Origin of the sequence: Clostridium tertium, assembly GCF_902652255.1 — a bacterium.
GTDB lineage: Bacteria > Bacillota > Clostridia > Clostridiales > Clostridiaceae > Clostridium > Clostridium tertium_A.
The window spans coordinates 186,725-206,167 of record NZ_CACRTO010000020.1; the positions used below are offsets into that span (position 1 = coordinate 186,725).

Genomic DNA, 19,443 nt, shown 5'->3' on the forward strand with positions numbered 1-19,443 from the left:
TTGGAAGATATACTCGAAAAGATAGTAAAAAGAAAGAGGGCAACTATAGAAGAAAGAAAGTCCTTAATAAGTGAAGAAGAACTTTACAATAAGGCAATTGAGCTAGGAAAAAATAAGAAGGACAATTTATTTAAGAAAGAGATTTTTTCTAATAACTTAACAGTAATTGGTGAGTTTAAAAAGGCTTCTCCCTCTAAAGGAGTTATAGTTAAGGATTTTAACTTAGAAAAAATATTAAGTTATTACAATGACTTAAATATTGATGCATTTTCAATATTAACAGAAGAAACCTTCTTCTTAGGTAGTGATGAAAATCTGAAGTTTATAAGAAAAAATTCTAATAAGCCAATATTAAGAAAAGATTTTATAGTAGATTTTTATCAAATTTATGAAGCTGTATTTTTAGGAGCAGATTCAATACTACTAATTGCTTCAGTATTAAAGGAAGATTTATCTAAGTTTTATAAGGAAGCTAAAAAGTTTAATTTAGAACCCTTAGTAGAAGTTCATAATGAGGAAGAAGTTAAACTATCTGTAGAAGCTAATTGTGAAATTATAGGAGTAAATAATAGAAATCTTAGAAATTTCAATACATCAACTGAGGTTACTAAGAATTTAATAAATAGTATTCCAAGGGACAAGGCTATAGTAGCAGAAAGTGGATTGTTAAGTATAGAAGATATTCAGTATATGAAAAATCTTGGAGTTAATGGAGTTTTAATTGGTGAGATGTTTATGAGAAATATAGAAAATAGGGATTTCATTAAAAAGTTTAAAGAATTTAGGAAAATTAACTTTTCTCTTTTCACTAAAAACAGGGGTTATTATGAAAATAAAAATATGTGGTATTACTAAACTTCAAGAAATTCAATATATAAATGAACTAAAACCAGACTATATAGGTTTTGTATTTTCTAAAAGCAAAAGAAAAGTATCTAAAGAAGAGGCTAGGGAGCTATTGGTTAGCCTTGATAATGAAATAAAGGTAGTTGGAGTTTTTAGAAATGAAAAAGCAGATTTTGTTTCAGAAGTTTTAAATTATACAAATATAAAAATAGTACAACTTCATGGAAGTGAAGATAATGACTATATAGAAAATATGAGAAGTAAAGTAAACAATAAAATAGAAGTATGGAAAGCTATTTCAATAATAAATGAAAAAAGCATTGAAGAAATAAATAATACTAATGTAGATAATGTTTTACTAGATGCAAGTACTCCTGGAGAAGGTAAGAGATTTAAGTTAAAAGATTTAGGTGATTTTGAAGAATTTAATAGAGTCTTTATAGCAGGTGGAATAAATGAAGAGAATATACAAGATATAATAGAAAGCCTGAATTCCAAGGGGATAGATGTATCTAGTGGAGCTGAAGTGATAGATGAAAATGGAATAAGAATGAAATCTTATGAAAAAATGAAAAAGATAATTGGGGAGGTAAGAAAAAATGACAAAAGGAAGATTTAATAATTTTGGGGGACAATATGTACCAGAAACATTAATGAATGCATTAAAGGAACTAGAAAGAGAGTATGAAATAGCAATAAAGGATGAGGAGTTTATAAGAGAGTATAACTATTATTTAAAAGAATATGTGGGTAGGGAAACACCCTTATATTATGCTGAAAATATGTCTTTAGATTTAAATGGTCCTAAAATTTATTTAAAAAGAGAAGATTTAAACCATACAGGTGCTCATAAAATCAATAATGCCATTGGACAAATACTGCTTGCTAGAAGAATGGGGAAGAAAAAGATAATAGCAGAAACAGGAGCAGGACAACATGGAGTAGCAACAGCAACAGTTGCAGCTAAATTTAATATGGAATGTAAAATCTTTATGGGAGAAGAAGATATAAAGAGACAATCTCTTAATGTAAAGAAAATAGAACTTCTTGGAGCAGAAGTAGTTCCAGTTAAAAGTGGAACAGCTACTTTAAAAGATGCGGTTAATGAGGCTATAAGATATTGGGTTTCAAATGTTGAAGATACTTTTTATATTATTGGATCAGTAGTTGGACCTCATCCTTATCCTATGATGGTTAGAGATTTCCAAAGGGTAATTGGAGACGAAACAAGGAAGCAAATACTAGAAAAGGAAGGAAGACTTCCAGATTATATAATTGCAGCAGTAGGTGGAGGAAGTAATTCTATGGGAATATTTTATCCCTTTGTTGAAGATAAGAAAGTTAAGCTTATAGGAGTTGAAGGTGCAGGACTTGGATTAGATACAGATATGCACTCAGCTACTATGAAGGATATGAAAAAAGGTGTTATGCATGGAATGATGACTTATGTTTTAAGAGATGATGAAGGAAATATAAAGGAAGCATATTCAATATCAGCAGGTCTTGATTATCCAGCAGTAGGTCCTGAACATGCATATTTGGCAGAAACAAAGAGGGCAAAGTATGAAAGCGTAACAGATAAAGATGCTTTAGATGCCTTATTATATTTAACTAAGATTGAAGGAATTGTACCAGCTTTAGAGTCTTCTCATGCAGTTGCTTATGCTATGAAATTAGCTAAGAAAGTAGATAAGGATAAAATAATAGTAATTAATTTATCTGGAAGAGGAGATAAGGATATGGAAACAATACTTGCTTACTTAGAAGGAGATAAAAATGAATAGAATTTCTTTGGAGTTAGAAAAGATTAAAAATGAAGGTAAAAAAGCACTAGTTCCTTTTGTAACCTTTGATAATTTAAATAAAGAAGAATTAGCAGAATTAATAGTTAATATAAGAAAAGAAGGTGCAAATATAGTAGAAATAGGAGTTCCTTTTACAGAACCTTTAGCAGATGGTGAAATAATACAAGCTGCCTATGGAGAAGCGATTAAAAATGAAATTAAGCTTAAAGATGTTTTTGATACAGTAAAATTGGTAAGAAAAGAAAGTGATATTCCAATAATAATCATGGCTTATTACAATATTATTTATTGCTATGGAATAGAAAAGTTTTTAGACCTCTCTAGAGAAATAGGAGTAGATGGATTAATAATTCCTGATCTACCACTGGAAGAAAGAGTTGAGACACTAAATCTTTGTAAGGATAAAAATATTGCTCTAATTCCCTTAGTTGCGCCTACTTCAAGAGAAAGAATTAAAGCAATATCAGAAACTGCTGATGGATTTGTGTATTGTATTTCATCAAAAGGTATTACTGGTGAAAGAAATAAAATAATAAATGATGAAACTATAGATTATTTAAAAGAAGTAAGAGGATATACTAAACTTCCTTTATTAGTTGGTTTTGGAATTTCAAATGTAGAAACAGCTAAAAATATTAAGGATTATTCTGATGGAATAATAGTTGGAAGTGCAATAGTTAAGAGATTAAGGAATAGAGATAATGTTTTAGAATTTATAAGGGACTTAAGAAATGCATTAGATAGTTAAAGAATAAAAGAAAAAAGATAGAGTAAAATAATAGTTATAAGAAAGAAAAGAACCAATCAAGACGCATACTATTGCTTAAGCACCATTTTGATAAGAGAGGTATTATAGCAATAGTGGACATAGGATAAGTGCAGTTAAGGAGAAGCTATGGATATACTAGAGGAGGTTATAAAGACATTAATTCAAATAAGTGTAAGCAAATATATAGCAGCATTTATGATAATACTAATAGCTCTTATTTTTAATAGATATGTAATAACTAGAATATTTGATTACATTATTAGATTAGCTAAAAAGACTAAAAATTTAGCAGATGATAGTTTAGCTTGGTCTTTAGAAAAGCCAATTAAGTTATATATAGCCTTATATGCAGTTTATGCTTCTTTAATAATTATTGATTTTGATGGATTAAACTTTAATTCACTTACCAGCGATAGGATTAAGAGGCTTTTTATTGTAATAGTTATTTGCTATTTTTTTTATAATTTAACTTTAGAGAATTCTTTTTTATATAGTAAGCTAAAAAAGAATGATATTGTATTTCCCTTTGTTTCAATAGTAATAAGGCTTTTGATTGTGATAATTGGAGTAAGCTGTATTGCAAGGGAATTTGGATTTACGGGATTTATTGCAGGCCTTGGTATTAGTGGTGTGGCCTTTGCACTTATGGCTCAAGATGCATTTTCTAATCTATTTGGTGGAATGATTATAGTATTAGATAGGCCTTTTGCTAAAGGAGATTGGATACAAACTCCTCAAGTTGAAGGGATAGTTGAAGATATAACTTTTAGAAGTACAAAGGTTAGAACTTTTACTATGTCAGTTGCAACTATTCCAAATTCAAAGCTTGCAAATGAGGAAATAATAAATTGGAGTGAAAGAAGCCTTAGAAGGATTCACTTTAAATTTACTATTAAATCTAATACGCCTATTAAGAAAATTAGGAGCCTTTTAGATAAGATAAAAGATTATTTAAATAACCATGAGAAGATAGATAAGGATTTAATAATAGTAAGCTTTAATGATTTATCAAATATGGGATATGGAGTATTTATGTATTTTTATACAAATGAAATGAATTTTATAAAGTATGAAGAGTTAAGAGAAGAAATAAATATAAGAATATTAGAAATGGTTGAAGAGGAAGAAGTAGAATTAATGTTTATGTTTAACTTTGCAGCTATGAATAATAATAGTAATAATAACAACACAGCAAGCAATTTACGAGAAAAATGTCAAGAAATTGAATCAATGAAGAAAATAAATGAAGAACTTGGTAGAAATAGATAGAATCATAATATTCTATCTATTTTTTTCTGCATAAATGATGGTATAATTTATACATTAAGTAAATTATATGAAGAGTTTTATTAGTATGTAATGAGGTGGGGTTATGGTAAGGGTCGGAATTCTAGTTATTGCCAAGAGCAAAGAAGAATTTATGTTAAAAGAGGATGTTCACAGATTAAAAGTAGTTAAGCGCTATTTAGAAAATGATGGGCATGAAATAGTAATTAACAAGATGATAACAAGAAATCAAAAACGAATAGAAGAAGAAATGATAGAAATGTCAGATGTTCATAAAGTAGACTTAATACTTACGATCGGTGGAGTTGACTTCAAGCAAGGGGATGTTGTTCCTGAGGCGACAAAAAATATTATTCACAGGGAAGCTAATTGCTTAATGCAAGGAATTGTATGTTTTTGTCTTCAAATATCTAAAAAGTCTATGTTAAATAGAGGTGTAGCAGGAATAAGAAATAACACTTTAATAGTGAACTTTCCAGAAGACTCTAAGTTATTAATATTCATTTTAGATTTTGCTTTAGAAACTATACTTCAAGGAATTAAAATGATAAAGTCAAATAATTTATAATATATAGAAAAAATACACTAGGAATTTCTTAATGTTCCTTAGTGTATTTTAGCGGTCTTACTAATATAGTTTACTTAATTCAATATTTAAAGATAACAAACTTATAAGTAATATTTTTTTATTCTATCATTAAACTTCTCATAAAGCTTGACCATATCAGCCTCAGTAGAGTACTTTGATACTTCATCAATTGGAATCCATTTTACTCCACTATTTTCATCTTCTTTTATTACAAGTTCATCATTTTCATCTGCTTCTAATAGATAAGCAACTGATAAATGAAGATGTGAAGCTATATTCTTTCCTCTCTTAATATGTGCAGGTACTGGAAGTACATCTAAAGAAAAAATCTTATTATCAAGAGCTTTTATATTTTTAACTCCTGTTTCTTCTTTAGCTTCTTTAATAGCCACATATAATAAATCATCATCTCCATCAGCATGTCCACCAGTCCAAGACCAAGATTTATAAATATTATGATAAATCATAAGGACTTTAGTTTTATCTTTATTTACTATGTATCCTGAGCTAGTTATATGGGCTAAAGGGTTCTCCCTAGTTAATAAGTTATTAAAGTTAGCCATGGAATATAGAATAGCCTCTTTATCTGAAGCCTCTTGTTCATTAAAAGGCTTATAGTTTTTTATATCATCAATCCAATTCATAAATACTCTCCTTTTTAAATACTAAGCTTTATAAATATTAAGTAGTCTTGCTTCAGGTTAATCTTTGCACTAATATGTATAAAGCTGTAATAATATCAATCTATTGATTCAATTATCCTAAAGGAAACTATGATACCAATAAATTCAATATAGTAATTATAAGTAAAAATATTAAATAAAGCAATTGTAGTAGATTATACTATTCAGATTCAGAGAAGAATAAAATGATTTAAAATTAATGCTGGAACATATGCAAATAAAGTCGAATAATATGTACAGATAATACTTATATTATCATACAATTTTTAGTTTAAGATGTAAGAGAGGATACAAAATGCAAATTGGTGTAAGAGCCTTAGACGAGTGCTTAAGCTTGCAGAAGAAAAGTAAACCTCTTATATACTGTATTTCAAATTCATTATTATTAAAGGATTTAGCTGAATGTATTACGGCATACAATGGAATTCCTGTATTTCTATCTTCATTAATTAAATATAATATAGAAAATGAAGAATTGGCTTCATTACTGGTAAGTTTTGAAGATTTAACAGAAGATAAGGTACAGGATATAGAGAAATCAATCAGAATAGCTAGAAGAAGAAAAATGCCAATAATTTTAGATTTAGTAGGAGAAGATATTTCTTTTATAAAGAAGGAAACTGCTTTAAGTTTTATTAATAGATATAATATAGATGTTGTAATTGGAAGCATAACTGAGTTTAAAGCTATAATTAATAATAAAAACACAATGAAGGAAGAAATCTCCTATACAAATAAATTTAAAGAGGATATAGAAGTTAGAGTCAGCTTAAGAAATTTTTCAAAAGCAAACAATATGATAGTTGTAGTAAAGAATGAGGAATACTATTTAACAGATGGATACAGCGAATTTTTTATTGATAGAGAAATGAATAGAGAAAATTATAATTTATTTGAAGCTATTAAATTAGAATATATGTTAGCTGCTTTAATATCTGTTGGGGTTGCTGCTGCGGGGACTAGTGAAGAAAAGTTTATTAGCGTCTTAGTTGCTATTATGACTATGGCAGTAAGTGAAAAAATAGTTGTACAAAAGAATTTAAAAGATGAAAGTATTTTAAATAAAAAATACTTAATAGATGAAATTATAAATGTAAATTCAGATAAATTAAATAAATTATCAAAAATTGATTATTTATTTGTGAGATAAATGAAAAATGGCACTTAGGTGCCTTTTTTCATTTATATACTGCTTTTTGTTTAATTTCTCATATTTAATTTAAGTATAACGTACTATATAGTATAACTATATTATGATTAAGATTTTGAGTAAAGATAGCAGATAAATATATAAAAGGTGGTATAAGATATGAAAAAACTATTAGTATATTTTTCATTTCTTACTTTCGGTATGATTTTATTTGTAGGATGTTCTGAAAATAATAAAACCTCTATGACTGGAATATATTTAAGATCAACTAACGGAAGTAGTATTATTATTGCTTGGAATAACGCACCAATTGTTATGACAAATGAGACAGGGAGTGAAAATATTTTTGATGATTTAGAAAATGGAGATAAAATAGAAGTTACTTACGATGTGATTATGGAAACTTATCCTGGAAGGACTACAATATATAGTTGTATACTTATAGAAAAAGGAAGTGTAAATAATATACCTAAAGATACACTAGATAAACTAGAAGAAATGGGTTGGAGATTTGATTTATTAGAGTCAAGAACATATAAACTATGAAACTAGAACTAATATTATATAAATTTAAAAGGGATTGATATCCTAATAAAATGAGGCAATATAAAGAGTGTTTAATCCTTATATTGCCTTGTTATCTTAAATAACTAAATTTTAAATTGTATTCATTTTTAGAGCAAATTTATTTATATTATCTTTTAATATATTTGATTTATCAGTAGAAGTTTTTGCAATCATTTTAACTATCATTTTCTCAAAGAATTTCATTTTAGAAATTATAAATTCTCCTCCAAAATGTGCTTTTGCAATTGAAGTATCAAGTAATTCTTTAGGAAAGTTTTCATTTATTTCTGTATTTATGGATTCACCTTCTTGCATTCCGCAGATAAAAAGACCAATTTGTTTTCCTTTTAGTATTTCTAAATTATTGTTACAGAATTCTTTCACTTCTTTTTGAATCATCCCCATATAGATAGATCCGCCAATAATAACTTTATCGTATTTTGAAAGATCAATATTGTTTGGAGTTTGCAAATTAATAATATCTACATTATCAGTAAGTTCTTTTTGTAAATTATCTACACATTTCTTTGTGCATCCGTATTTACTTGAATAAGCAATTAAAGTATTCATATAAATTCCCCCATTCTAATTAGTTAGAGCATTTTCTATTGATTTTAGATAAGCTTTTGAAGTAACTGTTGCTCCAGAAACAGTATCTACAGTAGTATTTTGAGATTCAATAACATTTTTAAATAACTTTTCACTTACATCTGGCATTGAAAATTTAACATCATCTTTAATTTTAACTTCTGTTATTTTATGGCCTGTTACTGTAATATCAAGAGTATTATCCCATCTTCCTTTTTTATATTCTCCAAAGTAAATTCCATCATCAATCTTAGATAAGTCTACACTGTTAATGACAAGATTTTCACCTTCTTTAAGGCCTCTAGTTAGATAAAAAATTCCACTAACAAAAATTAATACTAAAATTAGTAGTAGTGATATTGTTATTTTTAAAAACTTTTTCAAATTATCATCCCCTAATTATTAATTTGAATATTATTTGCTATTTTTAATACTATCTCTTTTGAATAAAAATCAATTAATTTTTCCTTTTGTTCTTCTGTTATTATTTCCTTTTCAACTATGAGCTTTATAATAAGTCCAAGTGTCGAAACTGCTATAATTTGAGCTGTTAATTCAATTTTTTCCTCATCAATTAATTTTTCTTTTTGCATCTCAGTAAGACATTTATACAATGATAATAAAGCGGGTTTATCTTTTGCTGCTCCTTTAAATAAATAAGATGTATGATTCAAAGCTTCTTTAGAGGTATTTAACTGAGCTGCAAGAAATTCATCAGGCATACTTAAGGCTGTATTTATATAGTTTTTAGTCATTTTAGTTAGTCTTTCTTCAATAGAAAGACTCTCAGTATTTACAGAAGATACTGCAGATATAATTTTTTTATATCCTCTTTGCATTAAAATATTAATTATTTCCTCTTTATCTTTGAAATAATGATAGATAATAGCAGGAGAGTACTCAATATTTTTTGCTATCTTTCTAATCGATATTTTTTCAAATCCCTCTGATGCAACAATAGTGCTTGCTGATGAAAGAATTAGTTCTTTCATTTCTTCAATTTCACGTTCTCTTCTATTTTCTATAGCCATTAAAATTCTCCTTAAATAAAAAAAATATCATATTATTAAACAGTGTTAATTTATTGAACAGTGTTAATTTATTGAACAGTGTTTAATAATATGATATCAATATAGGTATTATATGTCAATATATTAATATAATTGAAAAAATATAAATATAAAATAAAAAAACAGTGTAGAACTAATTTAGTTTTACACTGTTTCTATTGGTTGCGGGGGCAGGACTTGAACCTACGACCTTCGGGTTATGAGCCCGACGAGCTGCCAGCTGCTCCACCCCGCGATATTAATTTTTGGCTACAAATATCATTATACAACTAATATTTACAAATGTAAAGGAAATATTTATATTTATTTAAATTAAAAAAATAATGGCAAATACAATTTGAAAATTTTTAATATTGTGATAAATTATATGTATAGGATTAATTTAGGGGGAAGATAAATGGATTTCATAATTTACGGATTAGTTGTTGATTACTTAAATAGGAAAGTAACGAGTGACATTAAAGATGAATTTATAAATGCCTCTGTACATTTTAATGTTAATAATGATATTTACAATAAGTATTCATCTGTAGAAATTGAATATATGCTAAGCAAAATTGAAGATGAAAATATAATAGATTATGTTGAGTTATGTTCTGTATACGGATATATATTATATAGAACTATTGAAAACGGTAACTTAAAAGATGATGATAGAATAGAAGCTTTGCAAATTGTACTCGAAATAAGTAATTCAATAAGTGGATTTTTAAGAGGAGCCTTTAATGAAAAAGAATTATATGAAAAGTTATTAAAGGTAACTAATGAGTTAAATTTAACAGAAAAACAAAATAAAGAAATTCTAGATTTATTGAACTAGCAGAAATGCAATTATATATTCATGATGGCTCCCTCCGTCGCAAGCTCCAAGTCGGTGCCACCATGAATATATAATTGCTATTATCAAAGTTGGAAATAAATTTGTATTAAATGTGTGATACTAAAGGAGGAAATTCAACGAGTTGAATTTCTTTTAATAAGTTAATGGTACATCTCGACTATTCACCACAGCCATGTATATAGTTCTAAGAAGTTAATAAAAAAATCTACTATTCTAAGGGGTACTAAAGGATGAAATTCAGCAAACTGAATTTCTATTTTTATATGTGGTATTTAGAATGATAATGTATTTATGACTTACGTCGCAAGCTCCAAGTCGGTGCCACCATGACGATAATTGCTATTATCGAAGTTGGAAATAAATCTGTATTATATGCGGTAATTAAAGGATGAAATTCGGCTAGATGGATTTATATTTTTTTACAAATAATAAAGGGGAGATATTTATGTTTAAGAAACAAGAAAAAAGGTTTGTTGAAAAATACTCACAGGGATTAGGACTTGGAGGAATGCAAATTGTCGTTGATACTGTTACAGGTGTTAATTACCTATGTACTATTGGTACGGGTGCTTTTGGAATTACTCCTTTGCTTGATAGAAATGGAAATGTTGTAGTTGATGAAATAGAATTATATAAAGAAAAGTAAGTTTTGAAATATCACATTAGTATTATTGAATAATGTGATATTTTTTTGTTTAGTATATAAAAAATATGGTAAACTCTTAATAGGAAAGAGGTGATTGCCATTTTAAGTAATGCTTTAGAGATATTAAATAAATATTATGGATATTCTTATTTTAAAGAAGGTCAAGATAAAATTATTTCTAATATTTTGAGGGGAAGGGATACCTTGTCTATTATGCCTACTGGAGCTGGAAAGTCTGTTTGTTACCAGATTCCTGCCTTGATTTTTAATGGCATAACCTTAGTAGTATCGCCGCTTATATCTTTAATGAAGGATCAAGTAGATTCTATTAATGATATTGGAATAAGTGCAGCATATATAAACAGCACTCAAAATTTAGATGAGATTAAGGAAATATTGAACCTTTGTTATGAAGGGAAAATTAAACTTTTATATATAGCACCTGAAAGATTAGAAAGTGAATATTTTAATAAGATGCTTAGAAGACTTTTTATAAGTCAAGTTGCAGTTGATGAAGCTCATTGTGTTTCTATGTGGGGACATGACTTTAGAAAAAGTTATAGATATATATTACCTTTTGTAAATAGCTTAAGGATTAGACCAGTTGTCACAGCTTTTACAGCCACAGCAACTGCAGAGGTAAGAAAAGATATTTTAAATTTATTAGGATTAATTAATCCATATACATATATAGGTAGTTTTGATAGGGAGAACTTAAATATATCTGTTCACAAGGAAGAAGATAAGGCTGAGTTTGTTAAGGACTATATAAGAGAGCATGAAGAGGAAAGTGGAATAGTTTATTGCTCCACAAGAAAAGAAGTAGATGCTTTATATAATTATTTAAAAGAAAGAGGATTATCTATAGCTAAGTATCATGGTGGGCTTAAGGATGAAGAAAAAAGTTATTATCAAGATGAATTCTTAAAGGATAACTATAATGTAATGATTGCAACTAATGCCTTTGGAATGGGAATAGATAAATCTAATGTTAGGTATATACTTCATTTTACTATTTGCAAGAATATTGAAAGTTACTATCAAGAGATTGGTAGAGGTGGTAGAGATGGAGAAAAAACTGAATGTCATCTTCTATTTAATAGGGATGATATAAGGACTTTAGAATATTTAATATATACAACAGCTGGTAATAATAGAAAAGAAATAGAAATTAAAAAACTTCAAAGTATGATTGATTTTTGTGAATGTGATAAGTGCTATAGAAGTTTTATATTAGAGTATTTTGGTGATGAAAATGTAAAACCATATTGTAATAATTGTAGTAATTGTTTAAATAATGAGGAGCTTAGGGACTTTACTACAGAGGCTCAAATGATATTATCCTGTGTTTATAGAAGTAGAGAAATGTATGGAATATCAGTGCTTGTAGATGTTTTAAGAGGATTTACTGGACCTAAAATAATTCAAAATAGATTAAATGAATTAACGACATTTGGAATAATGAAGGATTATAGTAGTAAGTTTATAAGAGATTTAATTAAAACATTAATAGATTTAGGGTATGTTAATTTAAAAGATGGTACATATTCCATGTTGAAATTAAATCCTAGGTCTATAAGGGTATTAAAGTCACAAGAAAAAGTTATTTGTAAGTTGAGTGAAGATATAGAAGAAAAGATAATAAATAAAGATTTATTCAATAAATTAAGACTTTGGAGAAAAAATAAGGCTAATTCACAAGGGATAAAGCCATATATTATATTTTCAGATTCAACTCTTATGGAATTAGCAAATAAGCATCCTAAGACAAAGGATGAACTTATGAACGTAAGAGGAATGGGTGAAAAGAAGTATGAAAAATATGGAGAAGATATACTTAAGATAATGAATAAATAAGTTTATATAAGTAACATATGATGTAACTATAGGGGATTGGAGAATATAAATGGATATAGAAAGATTAATTAATGAGCTATCAAGAAATATTGGTAAAGCCTTAGTTAATAAAAAGGAGAATGATATGTTAGTAGTGAACTTGGAAAATGATGGGTCATCTGAACTTCTTCGTATACTTTTAAAAAGCTTAATGTCTAAGAAAGAATATAATAAAGCAGAAGATCTTTTATTTGAAGAAATTGAAAAGAATAAGACAGAAGCAATATATAAAGTTGCAGTTGATTTTTATGAAGAATTATCAGAGAAAAGTGATGAGGATTTAAGAGAGAACAATTTCTCAAAAGAAGAAGTTATACAAGGGTTAAAGGATATAGAAGCATTATTTAATAAAAAATAATTTGCTAAGGGGAGAATTTAAAATGGGAACTAGATTTACCTTAAAGAAAGGTGATAGCATAGGTGTTTTTTCACCATCTTCACCAATAACTAAGACATCTCCTAATAGAACAAAAAGAGCTATTGAATATTTGGAAGATAAAGGATTTGAAGTGGTTAAAGGCTCCTTAACAGGGAAAAGTGATTTTTATAGATCAGGCAGTATAAAGGAAAGAGTAGAAGAGTTAAATAGCCTTATAAGGAATCCTAATATTAGATGTATTATGTCAACGATTGGAGGAATGAATTCTAATTCACTGCTTCCATATATAGATTATGAAGCCTTTAAAAAAGATCCTAAAATAATAATAGGATACTCAGATGTTACAGCTATACTTTTAGGCATTTATGCAAAAACAGGTATTTCTACTTATTATGGACCAGCTTTAGTAGCTTCTTTTGGAGAGCTTGAGCCTTATGTTAGCGAAACTTATAAGTATTTTAAAAATATACTTATGGATGAAATACAATGCCCTTATGAAGTTAAAATGCCTAAGTTTTGGACAGATGAATATATTAATTGGGAATCTCAAGATAGGTCTAAAACTCCTATAGGGAATAGCTTGATTACAGTTAATGATGGAGTATGTGAAGGAAGATTAATTGGTGGTAATTTAAATACTATGATGGGAATTTGGGGAACTGAGTATATGCCTGAAATTAAAAAAGGAGATATACTTTTTATAGAAGATTCATTAAAGGATTGTGCAACTATAGAAAGAAGTTTTTCATTATTAAAATTAAGTGGAGTTTTTGATAAGATATCAGGAATAATTTTAGGTAAACATGAGTTGTTTAATGATAATGGAACTGGAAGAAAACCTTATGAGATATTATTAGAAGTTATGGGATATGCTAAGATCCCATTTTTAGCTGATTTTGATTGCTGTCATACTCATCCTATGTTGACTATGCCTATCGGATGTAAAGTTAAGCTTGATGCAACTAACAAACAGATATTTATTATTGAATATTAAGTTAGTTAAGATATTTTATTGAGTAGCAAATTAAAAAGAATTAGTCGCTAAGAAAATTATGAATGTAGAAAATCAAGGAACTATTGAGAATAAAGAAATAGAAGAATATAAATAATTATAGAAACTATATCAATATCGATATAGTTTTTTTATTGATATTATCTATGTGTTATTATATGGGTTTGTAGTATGTAAAACAAAAGAAGAGGTTAAGGAGATATTAGACAAATATAAAGAATGATTAATAATTACTACTATAGTTTGAACACCCAAAATATAATTTTGGTCAGCATATTTAGTATAAAAGTGTGAAATGATATAGAAAAAAATGGTTTAAAACATATGTTTTTCCATTATATTTCTCAAGTTTAATATTGGGTAGTTTTATTGAAAGATTAAATTGAATACTATAGAGTTATTATTATAGAAGAGGATGCATCCATCGTAAAATAGAGCACTTCTAATAAATAATAGATGGAAGGAACTATAAATATGATAAGGGTAGAGAATTTAAGTAAGGAATTTAAGATGAGCAAGAAGTATCCAGGATTTAAAGGCGCAATTAAGTCGTTTTTTTCAACGCAATACACTATAAAAAAAGCAGTGGACTCTATTGATTTTGAAATTAATGATGGGGAGATAGTTGGGTACATAGGTGCAAATGGTGCGGGAAAATCAACAACTATAAAGATGATGACTGGGATTTTAACACCAAGTAGTGGGACAGTAACGGTTAATGGATTAATACCCTATGAAAATAGAGAAGAGAATGCAAAAAATATAGGTGTTGTCTTTGGACAAAAGACTCAGCTGTGGTGGGATCTTCCTATATCAGAAACCTTCACTTTATTAAAGGATATTTATGAAGTTAGTGAGGAAGATTTTGAAGAGAGAATGGGATTTTTAAAAGAAGTATTAGATTTAGAAGAGTTCTTTTTAAGTCCAGTTAGAACCCTATCTTTAGGTCAGAGGATGAGGGCAGATTTAGCTGCAGCACTTATTCATAATCCTAAGGTTATATACTTAGACGAGCCAACAATAGGTTTAGATGTTGTTGTAAAGGAGAAGGTTCGTAAAGCTATAAAAGAGATTAATGAAAAATATGGGACAACTATTATATTAACTACTCATGATTTAAATGATATTGAGGAGCTTTGTAGTAGGATAATCATAATTGATAAGGGTAGAAAAATATATGATGGTGATCTTCAAGTATTTAAAGAAAAATATTGTTATTTAACCATAGCTGAAATTCTAGTAAAAGAAGAGATAGATTTAGAAAACTTCAATATATTTAAGGATATAAAAGATGATGATTCTAATATTGAGTTTAAAGAGGGGAAGTTATATATTACCTTTAATAAGAATAAATTATCTTCAGCAGATGTTATAGGAAGGGTTATGAAGGATTTCAGTGTTATTGATTTTGTAGTTAAGGAAACAGGAATTGAGGATATTATTAAGAAGATGTATAGGAATGAGGTTTAATATGAGAGAAATTAAGGGGATAAGGCCTTACCTTCCTTTCACAAGAAATGTATTTCAAAGACTGATTTCCTATAAGGCTAATGTAATTATATTTATGATTGGTGATTTCTTTATGTTAGCCGTAACTTATTATTTATGGAAAGCTATATATGGAAGTGCTGACGGAGATATTTTAAATGGATTTGGTTTTAATGAAATGATAATTTACATTTTTATATCATTTATAACTTCAATAATGATAAGTGTAGATATAAGTTATGATATTTCAAGAGAAGTAAAGGATGGCTCTATAGCAATAAATTTAGTAAGGCCATTAAATTATGAAAGAAGAATGTTTTTTCAAGGTTTAGGGAATGTTTTTTATAATTTCATAGTCATATTTATAGGAGGATTTTCTATAACTACCTTTCTATTTTATAAGTTTTTTGGATATGTAAGTCTTGGGGGAATATTATTATATCTTCTTAGTGTTATAATGGGGATTTTTATAAACTTCTATTATAGTTATATATTTGGATTGATATCTTTTAAGATAACAAATATGTGGGGCTTATCACAAATAATGCAATCAGTAATGAATTTACTATCAGGAATGTTAATTCCAATAGCATTTTTCCCAGAATGGGCCCAGGCGATAACAAAGCTTTTACCTTTTAGTTCTTCAATATATACACCTACCATGATTTACTTAGGTAAGATTAATGGAAGTGAAATTTTGTGGGCTTTAGGATTACAATTATTTTGGATAGTTATACTTATGGTAATAAGTAAGTTCATGTGGAAATCTCTAATTAAGAACTTAACTATTTTAGGAGGTTAGGATATATGAAGAGGTATTTTAAGTTATATTTAAAGTTTTTACAGCAGTATATCAAAACCTTAATAGAGTATAGAGCAGATTTTGTTTTAGGACTTATAGGGTTTTTCTTTGTACAAAGTGTAGGGGTTATTTTTATTGGATTAATATTTAATACCATACCAAGTCTTCAAGGGTGGAGTTTTTATGAAATACTATTTATATATGGATTTGCACAAATACCAAGGGGGATAGACCACGTATTTACAGATCAACTTTGGATATTTAGTTGGCAGACTATTGTAGAAGGTAAATTTGATAAATATTTAGTAAGGCCATTAAATCCATTATTTCAAGTTATAGTAGAAAAGTTTCAGCCAGATGGATTTGGGGAAATAATTATTGGAACTATTATCTTAATAATTTCATGGACAAAACTTGGTATTGAAGTTACTGCCTTAAAGGTGATTTTATTAATAGTAGTTATTATTTTTGCAAGTTTTATTTATACAGCTATAAAGCTAGCTGTTACCTCATTAGCATTTTGGGTTAAGTTTGCTCAAAGCTATCTTTTTATGGTATATCAGCTAAGTACTTTCGTTAAGTATCCAACTACTATTTATCCTGGCTGGATTAAGGGGATATTAACTTTTATAATACCTTTTGCTTTTACAGGATATTTCCCAAGTGCTTATTTTTTAGGTAAGGGAAGCTTTGTTAGTGGAGTCTTATTAACTATTGTTGTAGCTATTGTGTCTATGTTTGTTGCTTATAGAATTTGGCTTATAGGAATGAATAGATATGAGAGTACTGGAAGCTAGGGAGAAATGTGCTGCGCACAATTAATAATTAATTCTTAAATAAGGATGTTTGAGCCACATTCACAGTGTATAAATTCAATGCTTTATTTTTAAGATTTAAATATATTATGTTATTTTATGGATTATTAGTATATAATTGTATCAATATTGTTTTATATAGAAATATAAAGTGATTTTAATGTAAAAATAATGTTTGGGGGAAATATTATGTTAAATCATGTAGGTACATTAACAATTGAAACAGAAAGATTAATTTTAAGAAAGTTTACTTATACTGATAATGATTGTATGTTTAAATATTGGATTAGTGATAAAGAAATCCAAAGTTTATATGGTGAACCAGTATATGAAACAAAAGAAAAGGTTAAGGAACTTTTAGATAAATATATTAGTTCTTATGACAAAGATGATTACTATAGATGGGCTATTATTAATAAAGAAACAGAAGAATGTATTGGTCAAATTGCATATTTTTTAGTAGATAGTAAGAATCATTTTGCTGAAATTGAATACTGCATTGGAAGTAAGTTTCAAAGAAAAGGACTAGCAACAGAAGCTACTAAATCAATAATTGAATTTGGATTTAATAAAATAAATTTACATAAGGTTCAAATATGCCATAAATCAATAAACAATCCCTCTAAAAGAGTAATTGAGAAATGTGGATTTACTTATGAAGGAACTTTGAGAGATTATTTTTATGATGGTGAAAGATATACTAGTAGACTATACTATTCAATTTTAAAGAATGAGTTTATAAATAATTAAATAATGAAGCTATAAGACTGTATTAATATTATTTTACATCAATATTATACAGTTTTTTTGTGTATACAACATTTTATATGTTATTATATGGGTGTATAGTATATAATTGTATTAACTTTAATTAAAAATGAACATTTTAAGGAGCAGGATATAATATGAAGGGAATTAAAATTGGAAATAGCTGGTGATGCTACCATTGTTGTTGTTTGCTGTTTATTATATATGAAGTACGAAAATATTTTAGCACCGATGGTAGTACACTTTATAAATAACTTTATTGCTGGATTAATGCTTTCATTTTCATATTTTATGGGAACTTCAAATGAGCAAATAGAAACAATTACTAATGCAGATATTAAATATTACTTTATAGTAGGGGGAATAGTTACTGCAATTTCACTTATATTATTTATAAGGTTTGTTGCTAGAAATAAGAAATATGCTAAGAGAAATAAGGGATATATTAATAGCAATATTAATTAGGTGTTAATAGATTAATGTCTAGAAAGGATTACTATAAATGAAATATATAAAAAACTTACCTTCTACAAATAAGAAAATTAGTGAAGAATTAATTTCAGGTGGATGGACAAGACTTAAAGAACCTTCTAGTATAAGTAAAACAATTCTATTTTCATTTCCACTAATGATTATTAATTTACATTTTATCTTAAAATTATTTGGGCTGTTGAATGGGTTTACAATTGCTTTATGTGTAATTAATGCTATGGGTTCCTCTGTAGATTGTTTAAATATACTTTTAATATTAAAGCAAGTACCAAAAAACTCATATATTGTTAGTAATGGTAGTGAAACTTATTTTAAGAAAAAATATTGTGGATAGCAATGATTCACGTAACTATAATAAGGTGAAGACTTTAAAAATAGAATTGCAAAACTTGTTCAATATTTACTTTTAAATGGAATTATAATCTATTAATAATATATAATAAAAATATATATTATTAAATAAATGTACTAAATTTTTAAGAATAATATGAGGGGTATTTGATATGAGAAAGTTACTGATTATAATATTGTCTTTAATGATTACTCTTGTACTTTATGGTTGTACAAAGCCTAACAATAGCATTTTAAAGGGATTTTATCAAAGTGAAAAAACAACCGATGGATATGTTATTCAAGTATCAATACAACCAGAGGAAAATGGTTTTGTGCAATATATTGACAATAGAGAAGTTGATAGTGGTACTTATGACGAATTAGATGATAAAGAATATAATTTAAATGGGAAAAATAAAACTGTTAAAATAACTTTAGATAAAGATGACTCTTTTGAAGTATTGATAAAAAAAATTAATGGAGGCAATCCAATTAAAATGAAAAATATTGATAAAGTACCTACATATTTTTCAACAAAATTTGATGATGTTGAAAAATATCAAAAATTATTAGAAGAATAAAAATTGGATTGTAGGATAAAAGTAGACACTTATATT

Annotated in this window: 24 protein-coding genes and 1 tRNA gene; 20 read left to right on the forward strand and 5 right to left on the reverse strand. The window is 27.4% G+C overall.

The window, feature by feature from the left end; all coding sequences use genetic code 11:
• The first annotated feature begins 9 nt into the window (after positions 1-9).
• The 6 genes from trpC (at position 10) to GPX08_RS09825 (ending at position 5,275) form a co-directional block, all read left to right on the forward strand.
• On the forward strand, positions 10-855 hold the full coding sequence (gene trpC / locus GPX08_RS09800; protein WP_156626732.1) for an indole-3-glycerol phosphate synthase TrpC: 846 nt from the start codon (positions 10-12) through the stop codon (positions 853-855).
• On the forward strand, positions 827-1,465 hold the full coding sequence (locus tag GPX08_RS09805; protein ID WP_156626634.1) for a phosphoribosylanthranilate isomerase: 639 nt from the start codon (positions 827-829) through the stop codon (positions 1,463-1,465). Before trpC ends, GPX08_RS09805 begins: the two co-directional genes overlap by 29 nt.
• Positions 1,446-2,630 carry a tryptophan synthase subunit beta gene (trpB, locus tag GPX08_RS09810; protein ID WP_156626635.1) on the forward strand — a complete coding sequence of 395 codons (1,185 nt, stop codon included), beginning with the start codon at positions 1,446-1,448 and terminating at the stop codon, positions 2,628-2,630. Before GPX08_RS09805 ends, trpB begins: the two co-directional genes overlap by 20 nt.
• On the forward strand, positions 2,623-3,399 hold the full coding sequence (locus GPX08_RS09815; protein ID WP_156626636.1) for a tryptophan synthase subunit alpha: 777 nt from the start codon (positions 2,623-2,625) through the stop codon (positions 3,397-3,399). The genes trpB and GPX08_RS09815 overlap by 8 nt, the downstream gene beginning before the upstream one ends.
• Positions 3,400-3,546: 147 nt before the next feature.
• On the forward strand, positions 3,547-4,689 hold the full coding sequence (locus GPX08_RS09820; RefSeq protein WP_156626637.1) for a mechanosensitive ion channel: 1,143 nt from the start codon (positions 3,547-3,549) through the stop codon (positions 4,687-4,689).
• Between the two features lie 103 nt (positions 4,690-4,792).
• The gene (locus GPX08_RS09825) at positions 4,793-5,275 is read left to right on the forward strand and encodes a hypothetical protein (RefSeq protein ID WP_156626638.1); all 483 of its coding nucleotides are present in this window, start codon (positions 4,793-4,795) and stop codon (positions 5,273-5,275) included.
• 101 nt (positions 5,276-5,376) lie between these two features.
• Here GPX08_RS09825 and GPX08_RS09830 read toward each other — a convergent pair whose 3' ends face one another.
• Positions 5,377-5,940 (reverse strand): NUDIX domain-containing protein, encoded by a 564-nt coding sequence (locus tag GPX08_RS09830; protein ID WP_156626639.1) that lies wholly within the window; start codon positions 5,938-5,940, stop codon positions 5,377-5,379.
• Between the two features lie 334 nt (positions 5,941-6,274).
• Here GPX08_RS09830 and GPX08_RS09835 point away from each other — a divergent pair, with 334 nt between their 5' ends.
• Positions 6,275-7,129, forward strand: a complete 855-nt coding sequence (locus tag GPX08_RS09835; protein WP_156626640.1) for a hydroxyethylthiazole kinase — start codon at positions 6,275-6,277, stop codon at positions 7,127-7,129.
• A 159-nt stretch (positions 7,130-7,288) separates the two neighbouring features.
• A complete protein-coding gene (locus GPX08_RS09840; RefSeq protein WP_156626641.1) occupies positions 7,289-7,675 on the forward strand; it encodes a DUF3221 domain-containing protein in 387 nt (128 codons plus the stop codon).
• Between the two features lie 111 nt (positions 7,676-7,786).
• Here GPX08_RS09840 and GPX08_RS09845 read toward each other — a convergent pair whose 3' ends face one another.
• The 4 genes from GPX08_RS09845 to GPX08_RS09860 form a co-directional block, all read right to left on the reverse strand.
• Positions 7,787-8,266, reverse strand: a complete 480-nt coding sequence (locus GPX08_RS09845; RefSeq protein ID WP_156626642.1) for a flavodoxin — start codon at positions 8,264-8,266, stop codon at positions 7,787-7,789.
• Between the two features lie 15 nt (positions 8,267-8,281).
• A complete protein-coding gene (locus GPX08_RS09850; protein ID WP_156626643.1) occupies positions 8,282-8,668 on the reverse strand; it encodes an FMN-binding protein in 387 nt (128 codons plus the stop codon).
• Between the two features lie 11 nt (positions 8,669-8,679).
• On the reverse strand, positions 8,680-9,315 hold the full coding sequence (locus GPX08_RS09855; RefSeq protein ID WP_156626644.1) for a TetR family transcriptional regulator: 636 nt from the start codon (positions 9,313-9,315) through the stop codon (positions 8,680-8,682).
• Between the two features lie 198 nt (positions 9,316-9,513).
• A tRNA-Met gene (locus GPX08_RS09860) sits at positions 9,514-9,589 on the reverse strand.
• Between the two features lie 162 nt (positions 9,590-9,751).
• Here GPX08_RS09860 and GPX08_RS09865 point away from each other — a divergent pair.
• From GPX08_RS09865 to GPX08_RS09920, 12 genes are all read left to right on the forward strand, one after another.
• Positions 9,752-10,174, forward strand: a complete 423-nt coding sequence (locus tag GPX08_RS09865; protein ID WP_156626645.1) for a hypothetical protein — start codon at positions 9,752-9,754, stop codon at positions 10,172-10,174.
• A 466-nt stretch (positions 10,175-10,640) separates the two neighbouring features.
• On the forward strand, positions 10,641-10,841 hold the full coding sequence (locus GPX08_RS09870) for a hypothetical protein (protein WP_156626646.1): 201 nt from the start codon (positions 10,641-10,643) through the stop codon (positions 10,839-10,841).
• 93 nt (positions 10,842-10,934) lie between these two features.
• Positions 10,935-12,698 carry a DNA helicase RecQ gene (gene recQ / locus GPX08_RS09875; RefSeq protein WP_156626733.1) on the forward strand — a complete coding sequence of 588 codons (1,764 nt, stop codon included), beginning with the start codon at positions 10,935-10,937 and terminating at the stop codon, positions 12,696-12,698.
• Between the two features lie 49 nt (positions 12,699-12,747).
• Positions 12,748-13,095 carry a hypothetical protein gene (locus GPX08_RS09880; RefSeq protein ID WP_156626647.1) on the forward strand — a complete coding sequence of 116 codons (348 nt, stop codon included), beginning with the start codon at positions 12,748-12,750 and terminating at the stop codon, positions 13,093-13,095.
• A 22-nt stretch (positions 13,096-13,117) separates the two neighbouring features.
• Positions 13,118-14,110 carry an LD-carboxypeptidase gene (locus GPX08_RS09885; RefSeq protein WP_156626648.1) on the forward strand — a complete coding sequence of 331 codons (993 nt, stop codon included), beginning with the start codon at positions 13,118-13,120 and terminating at the stop codon, positions 14,108-14,110.
• Between the two features lie 492 nt (positions 14,111-14,602).
• A complete protein-coding gene (locus GPX08_RS09890; RefSeq protein WP_156626649.1) occupies positions 14,603-15,598 on the forward strand; it encodes an ATP-binding cassette domain-containing protein in 996 nt (331 codons plus the stop codon).
• Between the two features lies 1 nt (position 15,599).
• Positions 15,600-16,418, forward strand: a complete 819-nt coding sequence (locus GPX08_RS09895; RefSeq protein WP_156626650.1) for a hypothetical protein — start codon at positions 15,600-15,602, stop codon at positions 16,416-16,418.
• Between the two features lie 5 nt (positions 16,419-16,423).
• Positions 16,424-17,215, forward strand: coding sequence for a multidrug ABC transporter permease (locus GPX08_RS09900; RefSeq protein WP_156626651.1), 792 nt, complete (start codon positions 16,424-16,426; stop codon positions 17,213-17,215).
• A 207-nt stretch (positions 17,216-17,422) separates the two neighbouring features.
• Positions 17,423-17,983: a GNAT family N-acetyltransferase gene (locus GPX08_RS09905; RefSeq protein ID WP_156626652.1), complete on the forward strand. Its 561-nt coding sequence runs from the start codon at positions 17,423-17,425 to the stop codon at positions 17,981-17,983.
• A gap of 171 nt (positions 17,984-18,154) precedes the next feature.
• The gene (locus GPX08_RS09910; protein ID WP_156626653.1) at positions 18,155-18,466 is read left to right on the forward strand and encodes a hypothetical protein; all 312 of its coding nucleotides are present in this window, start codon (positions 18,155-18,157) and stop codon (positions 18,464-18,466) included.
• Between the two features lie 37 nt (positions 18,467-18,503).
• Positions 18,504-18,827, forward strand: a complete 324-nt coding sequence (locus tag GPX08_RS09915) for a hypothetical protein (RefSeq protein WP_156626654.1) — start codon at positions 18,504-18,506, stop codon at positions 18,825-18,827.
• A 169-nt stretch (positions 18,828-18,996) separates the two neighbouring features.
• Positions 18,997-19,407: a hypothetical protein gene (locus GPX08_RS09920; protein WP_156626655.1), complete on the forward strand. Its 411-nt coding sequence runs from the start codon at positions 18,997-18,999 to the stop codon at positions 19,405-19,407.
• Positions 19,408-19,443 lie beyond the last annotated feature (36 nt).